The organism is Paenibacillus sp. B46(2026), assembly GCF_056786355.1.
The window spans coordinates 2,861,670-2,878,252 of record NZ_CM165907.1 but is presented as its reverse complement, the minus strand read 5'-3'; the positions used below and the strand labels follow the sequence as shown (position 1 = coordinate 2,878,252).

General features: G+C 47.4%; 12 protein-coding genes. 2 read left to right on the top strand and 10 right to left on the bottom strand.

From position 1 onward, the window contains the following. The gene (locus AC1S8V_RS13205) at positions 1 to 378 is read right to left on the bottom strand and encodes a winged helix-turn-helix transcriptional regulator (RefSeq protein WP_340020501.1); all 378 of its coding nucleotides are present in this window, start codon (positions 376 to 378) and stop codon (positions 1 to 3) included. A 187-nt stretch (positions 379 to 565) separates the two neighbouring features. Here AC1S8V_RS13205 and AC1S8V_RS13200 point away from each other — a divergent pair, with 187 nt between their 5' ends. Further along, complete coding sequence (locus AC1S8V_RS13200) at positions 566 to 1,126, top strand: NAD(P)H oxidoreductase (RefSeq protein WP_482073965.1); 561 nt, start codon at positions 566 to 568, stop codon at positions 1,124 to 1,126. A 169-nt stretch (positions 1,127 to 1,295) separates the two neighbouring features. Here AC1S8V_RS13200 and AC1S8V_RS13195 read toward each other — a convergent pair whose 3' ends face one another. Beyond that, positions 1,296 to 6,509, bottom strand: a complete 5,214-nt coding sequence (locus AC1S8V_RS13195; RefSeq protein ID WP_482073964.1) for an S-layer homology domain-containing protein — start codon at positions 6,507 to 6,509, stop codon at positions 1,296 to 1,298. Positions 6,510 to 7,112: 603 nt separating this feature from the next. Continuing rightward, positions 7,113 to 8,669, bottom strand: coding sequence for an ABC-F family ATP-binding cassette domain-containing protein (locus tag AC1S8V_RS13190; protein ID WP_482073963.1), 1,557 nt, complete (start codon positions 8,667 to 8,669; stop codon positions 7,113 to 7,115). A 319-nt stretch (positions 8,670 to 8,988) separates the two neighbouring features. Here AC1S8V_RS13190 and AC1S8V_RS13185 point away from each other — a divergent pair, with 319 nt between their 5' ends. Continuing rightward, positions 8,989 to 9,462 carry an SET domain-containing protein gene (locus tag AC1S8V_RS13185; protein WP_482073962.1) on the top strand — a complete coding sequence of 158 codons (474 nt, stop codon included), beginning with the start codon at positions 8,989 to 8,991 and terminating at the stop codon, positions 9,460 to 9,462. 284 nt (positions 9,463 to 9,746) lie between these two features. Here AC1S8V_RS13185 and AC1S8V_RS13180 read toward each other — a convergent pair whose 3' ends face one another. The 7 genes from AC1S8V_RS13180 to AC1S8V_RS13150 form a co-directional block, all read right to left on the bottom strand. Continuing rightward, positions 9,747 to 10,367 (bottom strand): DUF1349 domain-containing protein, encoded by a 621-nt coding sequence (locus AC1S8V_RS13180; RefSeq protein WP_482073961.1) that lies wholly within the window; start codon positions 10,365 to 10,367, stop codon positions 9,747 to 9,749. Positions 10,368 to 10,404: 37 nt separating this feature from the next. After that, a complete protein-coding gene (locus AC1S8V_RS13175; protein ID WP_482074471.1) occupies positions 10,405 to 11,751 on the bottom strand; it encodes a dihydrolipoyl dehydrogenase family protein in 1,347 nt (448 codons plus the stop codon). A gap of 50 nt (positions 11,752 to 11,801) precedes the next feature. Continuing rightward, positions 11,802 to 13,316, bottom strand: coding sequence for an osmoprotectant update ABC transporter permease/substrate-binding subunit OpuFB (gene opuFB, locus AC1S8V_RS13170; protein ID WP_482073960.1), 1,515 nt, complete (start codon positions 13,314 to 13,316; stop codon positions 11,802 to 11,804). After that, positions 13,309 to 14,283, bottom strand: coding sequence for an ABC transporter ATP-binding protein (locus tag AC1S8V_RS13165; protein ID WP_482073959.1), 975 nt, complete (start codon positions 14,281 to 14,283; stop codon positions 13,309 to 13,311). Before AC1S8V_RS13165 ends, opuFB begins: the two co-directional genes overlap by 8 nt. Positions 14,284 to 14,504: 221 nt before the next feature. Then, entirely contained in the window at positions 14,505 to 15,365 is an 861-nt protein-coding gene (locus AC1S8V_RS13160) for an ergot alkaloid biosynthesis protein (RefSeq protein WP_482073958.1), read from the bottom strand. After that, positions 15,352 to 15,801, bottom strand: a complete 450-nt coding sequence (locus tag AC1S8V_RS13155; protein ID WP_482073957.1) for a nuclear transport factor 2 family protein — start codon at positions 15,799 to 15,801, stop codon at positions 15,352 to 15,354. Before AC1S8V_RS13155 ends, AC1S8V_RS13160 begins: the two co-directional genes overlap by 14 nt. Before the next feature lie 132 nt (positions 15,802 to 15,933). Then, on the bottom strand, positions 15,934 to 16,518 hold the full coding sequence (locus AC1S8V_RS13150; RefSeq protein ID WP_482073956.1) for a TetR/AcrR family transcriptional regulator: 585 nt from the start codon (positions 16,516 to 16,518) through the stop codon (positions 15,934 to 15,936). Positions 16,519 to 16,583: the final 65 nt, after the last annotated feature.

Genomic DNA, 16,583 nt, shown 5'->3' with positions numbered 1-16,583 from the left:
TCAAGTTGAAGTTGAAAGTGGAATATAGTCACTAAAATGATTTCCCAGCACTCTGCTTTTATCTCCGTATACTTTGTCCAAGTGATTCTCTCCCCACAGACATATGCGGTCAATGATGTCCTGTAGTGTCAAGCCGTACTCTGTCAGCTCATACTCTACCTTGGGCGGAATCTGGGGATGAATGATCCGATGGATGATTTCATTCTTTTCCAGTTCACGCAGCTGCTGGGTTAAGACCTTCTGGGTAATGCCAGGAATGGCTCTGCGAAGTTCGCTTGTTCGTTTTTTACCTGATATCAGCTGATGCAGAATAAGAATCCTCCATTTTCCACCGACCAGTTCCAGCATCGCCTGCACACCACTCTCATATTTTTTCATTTCTTGTTCCACATGTACTCCCCCATAATTCACATATATGTATACCCGTTATTAAAAGTAACCGAAGAACCCCAAGGTATCTACAGCACTCTCAGGTGCGTACTTCTCAAGAAGATGTCATGAAACTTATAATAACATTGGTCAGAATGTTTAACCAAAAAAAAGAAAAAAGGAAGGTTACTCCTACATGAAAGTTAAACTGGTCGTTACTCACCCAAGACAGGATTCCCTAACATTTGCCGTGATGAATCGTTTTATAGAAGGTATGCAGGAGAATTCCCATGAAATTGATATCCTCGATCTATATCATGACGGATTCGATCCCCTATATCGTGTAGAAGATGAGCGAGACTGGCAAAATCCCGATAAACGGCATGCTCCTGTGATTCGCAAAGAGCTGGATCGTGTGCTTGCGGCTGATGCCATTGTATTTGTTTTCCCGATCTGGTGGTACAACGTTCCCTCCATGCTCAAAGCTTATCTGGACAAGGTATGGAACATGGGGCTGCTGAACAAGGCAAACTCCAAAAAGGCACTCTGGATTGCACTAGCTGGAGGAACGGAGGCTTCATTCCATAAATACGACTATTACAACATGATTTCGAATTATCTGAATAATGGGATCGCAGGTTATGCAAGAATGCAGGAATCCCGAGTCGAATTCCTCTATGAAACCATCTCAGAATCCAAAGAACATATCGAAAGCTTGCTGGAGCAAGCATATCAAATCGGCAAACATTACAATTAAAAATTCACAGACATTACAGATAACAACTGCAAAACGATAGGAAGTTACTCGTTCGTTGAGTAGCCTACTTTTCGCCCATGGCGGGCGCACAATCAAGAAGGCTTACTCGAACCTGTGTTCCAGGTCAAAGTAAGCCTTCTTTTTCACACGCTACGATTCTGGTGTATCATCATTTATTCCATACCAGTTTGCTCATCATCACATATAGCAACGTAGCCGATTCGGCTCGGGTCGCTTCGGCAAGTGGTTTCACCTCACCGTTATACCCGCGAGCAATGCCCAGATCTACAAGCAGTGCCACGCTATCCCGGGCGTAGGAACGAATTGCAGAAGCGTCGCGGAAACGAGTAAGACTATCCGATGCAGCCGACTCGGAGTCAACCAGTCCGGCCGCTGCAAGAGCTCTCACGGTTAACGTCATCATTTCTTGACGGGTGATCGTGGACTCTGGCAAAAAGCGCCCGTCACCGGTACCGCCAGTAATGCCTAGTGAACGAGCAGCTGTAACCGCTTCGTAGTATGAAGACTGTTCGCTTACATCAGAGAACGCACTACCAGATGCAGCATTCAAGTCCAGCGCAGTCATCAGCCACTGTACGTATTGGCCGCGGGTCATCTCTTCTTTTGGATGCAACTGAATGGAATCTCCGCTTGCCTCGAAATCAATCACGCCTCGGACAGCCAATGCCTCCATCGCTTTCTTGGCCCACTGCACTTCTGCAAGATCTGCGTATGTCTGCTCCACTGACATAACAGCATAATTTCCTGTAAGTGACGTTACGGAAAATACAATCTCCCTGCTGTTTGGATCGTAGTGACTTTGCGGCAATGGGGTTGCCACACCGTTCGCGTCAATGGAAAAGGCTACAATTCGATCCTGTTGCGTATCATCTGATGATTGGTAAGGCAGACGTAGCATCAACTCGCTTCCCCATGGCCATGGATGACCATCCAGTTGGAGTTCCAGCTGGACTCCATACTGGGTACCAAGCTGATCTGCGACCGTTTTTGGTAACTCCGTTCTAACCAATCGGATTGATGCACTCCCGTCACCAACCACATCCTTCGTTAACAGCGTCGCAGGAAGCACCAATGTCCCCAGCTCAGTAACGATGTTGAATAGATGCGACTCACCTAGATCCATCAATGCAGAGACAGGTAGAGACACTTCATATGCGCTTGCTCCCGAAACTGGCTTCAGCCGAAGTTCGACCAAGCGCTGGCCCGCTTCTGTTGAAGGTGCAACTTTGAAAGCCTCTTTGATGGTGGAAGCATCCACTTTGGACTGCACTGCACCCTTCAAGTCAGATTGTCCCTGCAACTCCAGAACAGAACGGTCTTTCTCAGGTTTAGGTTGTGGTACAGCATTCTCTGCACTTGGGTTACCACTTCCTGATTGTCCGCCATTGCTGGCTGAACCAGAACCATTTCCTTGATTACCACCGGAATTGCCGCCTGAACCAGGCTCCGAGCCTCCGGGAGAAGGGACAGATGCCGGCACCTTCACCGTCAACGGCACAGTCAGGGCTTTACTGTCGTCAGAAGTTCGAGTAATTTCCAACTCCAGTGTTACCGTTGTTTCCTTGGATGGCGGGACAATCGTTCCATCGGTTTGAATGACAGACGGTACCGAACTGGAAGCAATCTTCACCGTGAAACCTTGCGGTACTCCTGGTAACTTCAGTTTCTTCGCACCTGCGGAAGGCTGTTCCAGTGCTGTAATGCCTGTAGCTACATCGGTAGCGGTCTGCTGAACCGTATGCACCTGATAAGCGGAAGATAAACCGCTCACGGATTGCCCCGACGCATCAAAAGCTTCCACTTTGTAATAGTAATCTGTGCCGGGGTTCAGTTCACTATCGGTGTACTCCCGACCATTGCCGCTATAGACCACCTTATACTCACCTTGCTCACGAACTGAGCGGTAGAGCTTATAGCTTGCTACACCAAGACGAGCATCCCAGTGAAGCGTCACGCTCGTTGAATCCACCGCATCAGCATTAAGGCCAGCACTATCATTTGCAGGTGGCGCGGCGTCAGGTTTAACGATCATAATCCAGCTAATCATCGGGTCCTGCGATGCCGTATTGCGCACGGTCAACTCCAGCTTGTTGTCCGACACACTGATGCCTTTATGGGCTCTAACACTGGCAGGCGTAAAAGTAACTGCACCGGTATTGGCGCCATTGATGATTAAATTCGCTTTGCGCGATGTATTGGTCCACGGATCGTTGAATCCGGCGTACACATCGTATGTCCCGTTTGGCACATCAAATGTATAGGTTAAGTCCGTGCCTTTAGGGGAATTGCTGACATTTCCACCGTTCAGGTAACGTACGGTCGAGAATATATCCCCGCCATTCGAACCGGATGCCAGTGCATCTGCGCTGACATAACCCCAATTGCGTCCCTCAGCCGGAGCGTACATCTGATCGGCCGTTCCCGGGTTCGCAAGCGTTCCCTTCATATAAGCACCCATGAGACTGTAATCAGCCGTTTCGTAACCCCCGCTGTTCACAAAATATAGTGTATTCTCCGGAATGACGTTTACGCGAACTGCCTGCTTTTTGTTGTTATATTCCGGTGTCGTTACCTGTAATGTGAGCGGTCCTGGCTTAGCAAAATCTTCTGCCGTCATGGCCCGGTTATCAATCGTCCATACTGCTGGCGTTGATACCAATGCTCCACCCTCGCGCACATTCAATGTTGTTGGCAAGGATGGTACTTTGCCAAGCGCCACGGTTTCTGGCAAGGGATCAGCGATATCAACCTTGCCCATCGAATTCAGCAGATCAGGTGTCCAGCTGTTATACCACTTGATCGCGATGTCGGAGCCTATTCCAAACTCAATTGGCAAGAACACGTATTTTGCAGCATCATTCGAGAAGTTGCCACCATTCCACGTATCCCCCACGTAAATGAATTTGCCTTTTTCCGGATCGACCGGAATGACGGAAGTGGTCTGTGTGCCAAATGCCTTGCCTGGATCGGGATCGGTCGGCAACGTACGTACAAACGGATTGGTCTGCGTTGACCATGGGCCAAAGATGTTGTCCGCAACCGTCACTTTGTTTTCGTTAGGGGCCCAGCCAGAAGCTCCGGAAGTCAAAATATAATATTTCCCCTGATACTTGAACATTGCCGGTGCTTCGCGTTGCCCTCCCGGGAACACACGCACGTAATCTACACCGTATTGCGCCTGATAGGTGGAATCACGTACCGGATTTCCTTTGCCATCCGTTCGTCCTTCCTTATGCCATCCTGTTACGTCACTGTAGTCTTCTGTCAGTTTGGAGATATACAGCGTCAGGTTTTCCTCACTGGAGTAGATCAGATATCCGGTACCATCGTCGTCCTTGAACAACGTCATATCCCGTGCCATCCCCCGGTCGCTTGGGAAGAAGTCTTTCTCCCCTTCGGGCGCTCTGTCCATCCGGTAACTCTTCTGATAAACAAAAGGCCCTGTTGGAGAGTCGCTGATCGCATAACCGGCCCGCGCCTTACCATAATTCGCATTATCGTTATAGGGGTCCTTGTCGCCGTCCATGTGGGCCCACATCACGTATTTCTTCGTTTTGTCGTTGTAGATGACCTTTGGTCGTTCAATAATCCGTCCTTTGCGGATATCTGCCCAGATATCCACGCGGTCCTCACGCCCCGCATACAATTCGGAGATCAACGGGTCATTGTCAAAATCATCCATGGATTGAAGTGTCGTTAGAGCCATGCCTCGGTCCGTCCAGTTCATCAGGTCCTTGGATGAATACACACGCACACCAACAGCTGGCCAGCCGCCCTTATGATATTCGCCATACCAGTAATAGGTCTCCGTCTGTTCATCATAGAAAAAGCCAGCCCCATGCGCATCGATCGGTTTACCTTCCAGATCTGGCCACAATTGCCCTGGTGTAATGCTTGTGCGAACTGTGGCAACACCCAGCGGTGCGGATGCTGGAGAAGTTACGCCGTCCACGGTCGCCTGGATGATGTAAAAATATCCTGTGCCCATCGTCAGGCCACTATCGTTAAACGTGCTTTCATTACCACTATAGACCTGCTGATACGTACCCGTAGCACTGGTAGACCTTGAGAGCGTATACGTTACATCAGATCCAAGCAGGACATTCCACCCCAGAGAGATTGATGTGTCCGTCACAGCTGTGGCAGCGAACTCTGCTGGAGAGTCAATGGCGTATGTCGTGGCTTCTGCAACGATGAATGCTGACTCACCAGCTGCATTAAAGGCCGTCACACGATAGCTGTAGCTGGTGCCGGGCTCAAGCTCCTGATCTGTAAAAGTAAGCCCCTTCCCTTCATAGATCTGCTCGTATTGCTCACTGCCAGTTTCGGCACGAACCACGCGATAGCCAGTTGACTTGTCCACGGCGGGCCAAGATAGCTTCACGCTTGTGGCATTGAGTGCTTCGGCCTTCAATTCAGCCGGAGCCTGCGGTGCTGCGGCTGTCGTTCGGACTTCAATCGGCGCAGACCACAAGGACTCAGTCAGACCCCCGTATTCATAAGCCAACTTGTAATAATACACCGTATCCCCGCTTAATCCTTCATCCGTGTGGCCCAAAGTTCCTGTGTTAGTTACCAGGGAATAGCCACCTTCAGGCGTAGAGGAACGATACAGGCGATAGGCTGATGCACCCGCGATTTCAGACCATTGCAGGGAAACCAAAGACGCCGTCTGTTCAGCAATAGAGAGCTGAATATCGTTCCCAGGCGGTTGCTCCGCAATGGTCACGTCATCTACATGTACCGACTGCCACTTATTCCGAATGCCCACGGTACCTGACCCGTATGTAGTATCGACCAGATCGAATACCAACCGATCGGAGCCGTTTTCGGCGATATACCCGCGAATAGAGGTACCCGATAACACCACTTTGAGTGTGTACCATGTATTTTTGGCAAACGCATAGTCCACCGTATTCAAATTGGTATCTGTTCCGTTCACACGTTTGGAGAAAACGAGTTTATTGTTGGGCACCTGCATTTGAAAATAGTAAAAGTTGCTCTTATCTTGGAACCGCGGCAATATGCCCGGATATCCCTGACCGGCTCCCGTGTAAAAGCGCATGGACACGGTCATGTCCGACATGGAGTCTCCAGTGGAGATGATGCCTTCATTGGTATCGCTCTGGAAAAGCGTGGAGTTGGACGCATCTGTCGGGTCAGCGATCACTTCCCAATTGCCTGAACTAACGTTCCACGCGGGTGATTCCGTGAAATCCCCATCCGAAAAATCGTCCTGCAGCAACGTGGCGGGTATACTGCTCAGATCGGCATACGCCTTACTCGGCACCATCAACGGTCCGGAAGACAGCGCAAGTGTCGCAGATAACATGAAAATCATGGGTTTCCTGAGTTTATCCAATGTTCATTCTCTCCTTTGGCTTGGAAGATGAAAGCATCGTTCTTGAAGGCGCGGTGTTGTTGTCCGGCCTGTCCTCAGCAGCCAGCGGTCAGTAACGAGCGTAGTCCACCTCCTTAATTAAATGAAACCGGTTTCATCGTAACGCAAAAAAAAGACCCGTCTTCCCTTCTAAGTGCAATGATACCCATACGGAATACCGCGTCTTCCTTGCCCCTATGCAGTGAAACAGGTTTCTAATATATAAATGTAATCGCTTTCCTGAATTATATTATTGGCTTATTAACGCTGTCAACCACGAATTCAGCTTGGACATTTTTCGTTAGAACCATACAAAAAAGACCCGAGTTCTGCCTGTTTTGCAAGCAAAATTCGCGCCTTTTCTCACCCTTCCAGCTTGTTCGCAAGCTCGCACGTATTATTAGTGCGTGTTCAAAAAGTCTGGTTTTCAGTACCGAGAAGATGGGATGAAGCTAGAAATGGAGTAGCGGAGCGTAGATAGAGCTACGTGAGCAACGGACATTTCGGCTGAATCCCATATTCGATGCTGATGTTGCCGCTAGGCATGATTCGTAATCAAAAGCGGACTTTTTGAACAACCTCTATTTAGAATACTTTTGTTGTCCACGACTCACAGTTCCACGTCTCCGTAACTACATCACGGTAGAATTCCGGTTCGTGGGAAATCAGAAGAATACTGCCTTTGTAAGCCTTGAGCGCACGTTTCAACTCTTCCTTGGCATCTACATCCAAATGGTTCGTCGGCTCATCGAGTACAAGCAGGTTGGTTTCGTTATTGATCAGCTTACAGAGACGCACTTTGGCTTTCTCGCCACCACTGAGCACAGCTACCTTGCTCTCAATGTGTTTTGTAGTCAATCCACATTTCGCAAGTGCAGCACGTACCTCGAATTGAGTATATGAAGGGAATTCCTGCCAGATCTCTTCAATACAGGTATTGTAGTTAGCCTCCTTCATCTCTTGCTGGAAGTAACCAATCTCCAGATGTTCACCGCGTTGAACGGTTCCTTCCAGAGCCTGAATTTCACCCAGAATACTGCGCATCAGGGTTGTTTTACCGATTCCGTTCGCACCAACGAGGGCGATCTTCTGTCCACGCTCCATCCGCAGATCCAGTGGTCTAGACAACGGTTCGTTATAACCAATCACAAGACCTTTGGTTTCGAAAATAAGCTTGCCGGACGTTCTTGCATCACGGAAGTTGAACTGCGGTTTCGGTTTCTCCTTGGCGATCTCGATGACATCCATCTTGTCGAGTTTCTTCTGTCTGGACATCGCCATATTGCGTGTAGCTACACTTGCTTTGTTCCGGGCAACAAAGTCCTTGAGGTCAGCGATCTCTTGTTGTTGGCGCTTGTACGCCGACTCCAGTTGCTGTTTTCTCATCTCATGCACTTCCTGGAAGTGATCATAATCGCCCACATAGCGGGTCAGATCCTGATTCTCCATATGGTAGATCAAGTTGATGACACTGTTCAGGAACGGAATATCGTGAGAAATGAGGATAAATGCATTCTCATATTCCTGCAAATAACGTTTCAGCCATTCGATATGCAATTCATCCAAATAGTTCGTAGGCTCATCGAGCAGCAAAATATCGGGTTTTTCGAGCAGCAGCTTGGCAAGCAGTACTTTGGTACGCTGTCCACCACTCAGATCATTGACGTCTTTATCGAGACCGATGTCCGTCAGACCCAGACCACGTGCGGTTTCATCCACTTTGGCATCGATCATGTAGAAATCCTGGTTTGTCAGCGTATCCTGAATCGTACCCACGTCTTCAAGCAGTTGTTCAAGTTCCTCTGGAGTTACATCGCCCATTTTGCCATACATATCATTCATTTCCTGTTCCATGTCAAACAAATACTGGAACGCGCCGCGAAGTACGTCACGGATCGATTGGCCTTTGTTCAATACAGCATGCTGGTCCAGATAACCAACACGCATCCGTTTGGACCACTCCACCTTGCCTTCATCCGGCTGAAGTTTGCCTGTAATAATGTTCATGAAGGTGGATTTACCTTCACCATTGGCCCCGATCAGACCAATATGCTCGCCCTTCAACAGGCGGAATGAAACGTCGTTAAAGATAGCACGGTCACCAAAACCGTGACTTAATTTTTCTACATTTAATATGCTCATTCATGACACCTTTTCTATATAGACTTAATTCTTTCAGCATTTTGCATAATTCGAATCCTACCGCTCATGGGTACAAGATATAGACGAACAAAATCATTTCGATCTATATCTTGCTGATTGGAAGACGCTCAGGGGATTTATGCTAAATGCTCCTTTGTATATTATAAGCGTTATATCCTGCACAACTCAACGCCATATTAAAAATTATTCCACCTTTTTGGCTGAAATTTGCCTTATATGAAAGTATGGGTTAAAATTTTGCCTTAACGAATTACTACTATATAGAACGGAGCTCTTCGAAGAGCATCAGGTGAAAAATATGATTGAAGTAAAACAATCCAAGTTGGGTGATGGTGGTGAGTTTAACCGCGGGGTATTTGCTACCGTTGATATTGCCAAGGGAACGCTTATCCATCAGGCACCCGTTGTGCCTTACCCAAATGAAGATCATGAGCATGTCGAAAAAACGATTTTGGAAGATTACGTGTTCGAATATGGGGCGAATCATACCGCCATTCTGCTCGGCTACGGCAGTCTGATCAACCACTCCTATGAACCTAACGCTACCTATGATATCAATTTTGATAACCACACCTTTGACTTCTACGCGTATACAGACATCAAAGCTGGCGAAGAAATCGTGATCAATTACAACGGTGAGGAAGACAGTATGGACCCGTTATGGTTCCTGGACGATTACGAGGAGCGTATGCGTGAGTTTAATAAGTCCAATGATGATGAGGATGAAAAAGAGAACGAAACCCAGTCCCCTGATACGGACACGAGTAAATAAACGTTAAACTCAACAAAGTTCGCAAGGAACCTTCGCTGTAAATGCGAAAAGAATTTGCTGATCCCGGTGAATTATAAAATGAGTGCCTGGAGTACTCTTCATAATTCAATAATCAGACACACAAAAAGGCAAGTCCTCCGCAGATGGAAGACTTGCCTTTTTGTGCTATATTACTTTCTGAGGTAGATACACTTGTTCGTATTTCATTGTTTATCGTGTTGGTGTGTTATTCGTTGGTGATTTCAATCCGGTCCGGCTTTTGCACCTACACATCTTAACTTGTTTTAATCCGTAATCGGCGGATCTGTATGCAAGTCTTGATCGGGTTTCGTGGATCTCCACTTGGTAAAGGCTACCTCGAACCCTGCACGCTTCGGTGAACACAGAAATGGACCAGCGTGTTTGTTCGTCGGATAGGCAAACCGTGCAACCCGAATCGTACGCCAAGGATGCTCATCTGTGCGCGCACGAATGACAACGGCCTCATTACTGTAGGAGGCTCTGATGGTTACGATTCGTCCACCCCACTCTGGCACAGGAGAGAGTGACCAATCGGAATACGTATCCGTCACGACGGCTCCAACATGTGCCACGCCATCATTGACCTCAACTCCGGCCTTGATCCATTGGTCTTCTCCGTACCATAACATTAATCCCGCCTGATCATATAATTCAGTGAATGAGCTTAAATCGAAGGATACCTCAATCGCTTCCGTTCCGTCCCATGGAGCAAGCATGGCGTGTCCATCCCGATGACAGAACCCGTAGAATGTGTTCTCCCAGAAATCACTGCCTTCCCGAGCTTCCACAACGAAATGATCCCCATCCATCCGTATTGCAACGGGTTCCTTAGTCCACTTGCCTTCATGAAGCCCAATAAAATCCGATGACATCGTTGTTTTCATCCTTCCTTCCGTCCCAAAGGGGAGTTCATCATCACTTCTAAATTAAAGAACCCAGGTCCGATGCAGCAGTAGGATATGCAAAATTCATGGTGTTTAACTGATCGATCGTCAGATTGAACTGAATCGCCATTGCAAAAAGGTTGATCAATTCTTCTGTTTTGCTCCCGAGCACATGCGCACCCAGAATACGCCCGGTTGATTTGTCGATCACCACTTTGGCCATGGCAAATTTTTCATGAGTTCGCTTGTAAGTATACCATTTCGACATATCATTTACCTGCACCTCATAGCCCTCTTTTTTGGCTTGTTCCGTGCCCATACCTACAGCTCCAAGTGCAGGGACAGTAAACACAATGGAAGGCATCACTTTATAATTAGGTTTGTGTTGATTTCCCTCCAACAAATTGAACGACACAGCCCGGGATTCCTGACCTGCTAACGGGGTCAAAGGCAACCCTTTCGTGTCGGTTACATCGCCAGCAGCATACACTCTCGGATTACTTTCACTTTGCAAGTACTCATTCACCCTAATACCCTTTTTGCTGTAGCTGACGTTGGCTTTCTCCAATTCCAGCCCATCCACATTAGGAACACGCCCGGCTCCATGTACGACAAGCCCGCACTGCCACTGGTGATCTGCACCATTGCGTGTGCCATGAACAACATAGGCGTTCCCCTCTTGTCGTATGGACTTCACCTCCGCGTTCAAGTGAACAGGAATGCCGATCTCTTTCGATTTTTGCAATAAAGATTCAACCAGCTCCGCATCAAACGACTTCAGAGGCTGCTCACTCCGATACAGGATATGGACTTCCGTCCCGGCTCTGGCCGCAATATGCGCAAACTCAAATGCAATGTATCCACCGCCTACCAGAAATAAACGATCCGGCAGCGGTTCCAGATCCAGAAAGTCATCACTATATATAAGATGCTCTGAGCCATCAATTTCAAGTGGCGCAGGCTTTGCACCGGTAGCAATCAGGATGTGTTTGCCATGGAGCACTTCTTCTCCCACTTGAATATGATTTTCATCGACAAATGAAGCTTTACCATGGAACGTATCCATTCCGGCCTGTTTGAATTGATCTTCACTTGCTCTAGGTATACTCTCGGTAAAGGTGCGTTTAAAGGCCATAAGTTCAGACCAGTTGATGGTCGCCTGTCCCTGAATTCCTTTCCCTTGCATCCGTTCATTCCAGTCAATCAGCTCCGCGGCTCCGGCCAGCACTTTCTTGGGATCACAGCCACGCAGTGCACACGTTCCGCCGAACTCACGTTCATCAATTACAGCGATTTTCCAGCCAGCTTCAGCGCAACGGGTGATTACAGAGCTTGCCGCGCTTCCTGTGCCAATCGCAATCAAGTCATACGTTTCTTGTGTCATCATGGTTCCTCCTCATCCTTTTGGTACATCTATTGCAGGGATGCCTGAAGTTACAGCAATCCAGCCTGTTTAAGGTACTCTGCTGCAACCTGTTCAGGATTCTCTCCCTCTACGTTCACGTCATAGTTCATCTGACGCATCTCATCATCCGTAATTTTGCCAGCAAGCTGATTCAGCACCTCAACCAGTTGTGGATATTGATCTGCCGTTTCTTGACGAAGCATCGGCGCACCTTGATACGGTGGGAATAACTCCTGATCATCCTCCAGCACAACGAGTTCATATTGTCTCAACTCACTATCGGTGGAGTAGGCATCTACGAGGTTGATATCGCCACGTTGAACAGCACCATAGCGAAGCTTCGGCTCCATTGTTGCTACATTCGGGAATTTAATCTCATACTTCTTCTGAATGCCAAGGTAACCGTCTTCCCGATCCGAGAATTCCAGCGTGAATCCTGCCTTTATCTGCTGTTCCACCGGTTTGAGATCCGAAATGGTCTTGAGATTGTATTGATCTGCGATACTCTTTGGAACGGCCAACGTATACGTATTGTTGTAATCCATAGGGTTCAGCAGCACCATATTGAACTGGCTTAACATTCCGTCTCTGGCTTGTTCGTAGACCTCTGTTCGATCCGTACTCACAGCCGTTTCCTTCATGAATTCGGAGATCGCTGTCCCGGTAAATTCGGGATAGATGTCAATATCACCTGAGTTGAGCGCGTTGAAAAGGAATGGCGTTTTTCCTAATCCGGGTTTTAGTTCAACGGTCAAGTCTGTATCTTTTTCGATCAGCAATTTGTACATGTTAATCAGAATCTCCGGTTCAGCTCCCAGTTTGCCGGCAATCACGATATCCTTCTGCCCTCCACGTGCCAAGAAGGGAATAGTAATCACAAGTATCGCGATCAGAGCCAGCGATCCAAGGGTAACCAGTGTTTTCTTGAAGGATAACCGCTGGAACTGACGCAGTAGTACATCAAACAAAATAGCCAGCAATGCGGCCGGAATGGCTCCCAGGATGATCAGTGCCGTATCATTCCGATCAATACCAAGCAAGATTAATGCACCCAAACCTCCTGCGCCGATCAAGGCGGCAAGTGTCGCCGTTCCTACGATGAGGACCATCGCGGTCCGAATTCCGGCCATAATGACAGGCATCGCCAGTGGCAGTTCCACTTTGATCAGACGTTGTCGGCTGTTCATGCCCATCGCATTCGCTGCTTCGACCATGGAAGAATCGACTTCGGAGATGCCAGTGTACGTATTGCGAAGTACCGGAAGCAGCGCATATACCACCAGTGCAATGATTGCAGGAAGTGTGCCTATGCCAAACAATGGGATGAGTAATCCGAGAAGCGCCAAGGACGGTATCGTCTGCAACACAGCCGTAACTCCAATAATCGGTTCAGCGACTCTTGGCTTGCGTGTAAGGTATATGCCCAGCGGAATGGCAATGAGGACAGCAAAGAACAACGCGATAAATGAGATCTGAATATGTTCAAGCAGAGCCGACAACAACTGACCTTTACGCTCACTGAACACCTCCGTGAATCTACTCATGTCCATCACCTCGCTCCTGTAACTGACCGGACCAATATTTCATCAGATCAGCCCGACTGATCTCGCCAATAATCTGGCGGTTACTTTCAACCAGCAGATGGTCATGGGAAGCCATGATATCAACTAACTCCGTCAACGTAATGGATGCGGGAACGGCGGTTTTAGCTGATTTTGGCACGTGACCAGGTGAGAGTGGCGACATGATGGACTCGAGATCGAATACAGATTGGGAACTCGTATCGGCCTTAGGACTTCCGACAAACTCACGTACGAAATCATTGGCTGGCTGTTGGATCAGCTCTTCCGGGGTGCCTACCTGCAATAATTCTCCATCCTTCATAATACATATGCGATCCCCCAGCTTCATCGCTTCCTGAATATCATGAGTGACAAACACAATCGTTTTCTTCATCTGACGCTGGATATCCAGAATATCGTCTTGCAATTTCTCGCGGCTCATCGGATCGAGTGCACTGAACGGTTCATCCATCAATACAATCTCGGGATCGGCAGCGAGTGCACGCAACACACCAATTCTCTGCTGTTGTCCTCCAGATAACTCGGACGGTTTACGCTCACTGTACGTATCTCCGTGCAAACCCACCATGTCCAGTAACGTATGTACACGCTCCTTGATTTGATCTGACCTCCATTTTCGCAGTTCAGGAACAACCGCAATATTTTCGGCAATTGTCATATGCGGGAATAGTGCAATCTGTTGCAGTACATACCCGATATTCCAGCGCAATTCGTGAATGTTGTATTCATCGATTGGGCGTTCATTAATGCGCACTGTTCCATCTGTTCGCTCAATCAGGCGATTGATCATTTTGAGCATGGTGGTTTTGCCACATCCACTCGGACCAATCATGACGAACAGTTCTCCCTTGTTAATGTTGAGGTTAACCTGACGCAAAGCCGTTGTTCCATCAGGATATTGTTTCGATACATTTTCGAACTGAATCATTCGCTCTCTTCGCCCCTTTATCTAGGGCGTGTCTCAGACACGCCCTAACATTCATCCTCATCTATTTCCCCAAAAGTGTGTTCGTATAATCACTGCTTTTCCGTGGTGTCCCTGGTTAGGGAGAGATCCATATTTGAATCAACGATGTCAACATGTTGGTAGACATGCAAAAAGACGGGCACTAGGCACCGCCTTCTCATAATATAAAAATATTTCTTCCATTATTTCCATACTTCCATATGATTTAGAATAAATTGCTCGAATGAAATCGGGCTATTCCCCGTTATTTTTGTCACCGTATCCGTCGTTTGATCTTCTCTCCCCTCCTCCCGGATAGGCACATCCAGTCCTGCGAGGGCAGCGGCGTATTCTTCTGACATTCCTGCGCGAATCATGCTGTTCCTCAATTCATCATTGGACAAAGATTCATGCTGGATGGACTGACCCAGTACACGGCTCAAGACGTCTGCAACCTGTCCATAGGACAACGTCTCCGGCCCTGTAATGATATGCTCTGTATTATGAGGAACAACATCTGTCAGAGCATGGAAGGCAACCGCTGCGATATCATGCGCACTAACAAATCCAATTTTCCCCTCACCCGTAGCACTGTATATTTTCCCGAGTTGCTTCATTGTCTCCCGATGCGGTCCCTCCGTAAAGTTCTCCATAAAATAGGAAGGCTGTAATACAGACCACTCAGGAGCATGGGCTTTTAAATACTGATGTACTTTTCCAAATATAGGACCATTCTCATCGATCGAAGCACTGCCAAGTAAAACGAATCGCTTAACGCCTCCCCATAACGCTTCCTTGATGAACGGAATCATGACGTCTTCTGGGGTCATGTCCATGACTGGCACGACAAGGTACACCTGATTCACATTTTTCAGCGCTAGCGCATATGTCTCGGAATCATACCAATCAAAATAGACATAGTTATCATCAGAGCCAGAAAGAGATGGTTTAGTTCTTCCTGCCAAACGCACCGGATAATGATGCTTTTGAAGTATGGCCGCAACACGGCTTCCTGTCTTCCCATTAGCCCCTGTAATAAGTGTCAACGGTTTATCTTTGATCATGCTTGTTACCTCCTAAGTCCGATTCGAGTACGACCATTGGATTCCAATAGTCTTTATAATGTGTAATTTTCCCATTAGAGTGGCTCACTACAGAGATGTAAGTTTGGTTGTATGGCTTGCCTGTAACTAATGAACGCCCTTTACAAGTAAATTCAGCCACAAACTGTTGTTTCGTGGAATCAGCCAAGATCACCGGTTCAGAAAACTGCTGGATTTCAATCATCCCCAGTAGATTATGAAGATGATTCGTAATTGCCGCTTTGCCTTCCAGTTTCTGAGGATATCCTGCTGGTGCATATGGGAATTCGAAGATAGCTTCAGATGTATATAGCTCCAACCACTGTTCTAGTTTTCCTTCCAGTAGCAATTGAGTAAAACCATGCATGATCCGATGCGGTATACTATTGCCCGCTTCCAACTGCTGAGATTGTGTCATCCTTATTTCCTCCTTCAGTTTGTTTGGCGTTCTTTTTCCAGACCAATCGGTCTATAATAGTCAAAAAATAAACGCCCTAAGCGTTCATTTTCAAAAAAAGATAAAGAATCCTTACTCAAATCATGTAAAACGTTAATCCATAGTCCTTAGGGTCATCTGTACAAAATCTCGCAGGGCTTCTGCGCTTGCACCACTTTTCGCAGTAAAGGTCAATGAGAGTCGGGAATAATTCAGAAAACGGGCAAGCCCGGGCAATTCTTCCTCAGAGTGCTTCAATTCGCCACTCCTCTGTCCTCGTAACAGCGCAGTATGAAAAACATTTTCCATTTGTTGGTTAGTGGTTTGAATAAAAGCTGCGATTTCGTGATTTTGTGGTGCCTGTTCAACCGCGCTATTAATGATGAAACATTCATTACGACGTTCGTTGTCTGTCAACACGTTAACCGCTTCGTTGAACAACTCTGTCACGCCTTGCCTCACACTTGTGCATTCGTTTAATAGTCTGATCCCCGCCTCTGTCTTCTGCTGAATATAGAATTTAAGAGCAGAGACAAATAAATCATGTTTAGTTCCGTAAGTGTCATACAGGCTTTGCCGCGCAATGCCAAGTTCACTCAACAGTAAGCTCAAAGATGTACCTTCATAACCGTACGCTCCAAATACAGACGTTGCTTTTCTTAGAACGGTCTCCGTGTCAAACTCCTTGGCTCTTCCCAATTTCAGACCTCACCTCCCTATTGATTAAATAAAGAATACCTTTTCCAGACTGATCAGTCAAGAAA

Coding starts and splice junctions, on each gene's coding strand:
- AC1S8V_RS13205 (WP_340020501.1), bottom strand. CDS start 378: ATGAAAAAATATGAGAGTGGTGTGCAGGCGATGCTGGAACTGGTCGGT.
- AC1S8V_RS13200 (WP_482073965.1), top strand. CDS start 566: ATGAAAGTTAAACTGGTCGTTACTCACCCAAGACAGGATTCCCTAACA.
- AC1S8V_RS13190 (WP_482073963.1), bottom strand. CDS start 8,669: ATGAGCATATTAAATGTAGAAAAATTAAGTCACGGTTTTGGTGACCGT.
- AC1S8V_RS13185 (WP_482073962.1), top strand. CDS start 8,989: ATGATTGAAGTAAAACAATCCAAGTTGGGTGATGGTGGTGAGTTTAAC.
- AC1S8V_RS13180 (WP_482073961.1), bottom strand. CDS start 10,367: ATGAAAACAACGATGTCATCGGATTTTATTGGGCTTCATGAAGGCAAG.
- AC1S8V_RS13175 (WP_482074471.1), bottom strand. CDS start 11,751: ATGACACAAGAAACGTATGACTTGATTGCGATTGGCACAGGAAGCGCG.
- opuFB (WP_482073960.1), bottom strand. CDS start 13,316: ATGAGTAGATTCACGGAGGTGTTCAGTGAGCGTAAAGGTCAGTTGTTG.
- AC1S8V_RS13165 (WP_482073959.1), bottom strand. CDS start 14,283: ATGATTCAGTTCGAAAATGTATCGAAACAATATCCTGATGGAACAACG.
- AC1S8V_RS13160 (WP_482073958.1), bottom strand. CDS start 15,365: ATGATCAAAGATAAACCGTTGACACTTATTACAGGGGCTAATGGGAAG.
- AC1S8V_RS13155 (WP_482073957.1), bottom strand. CDS start 15,801: ATGACACAATCTCAGCAGTTGGAAGCGGGCAATAGTATACCGCATCGG.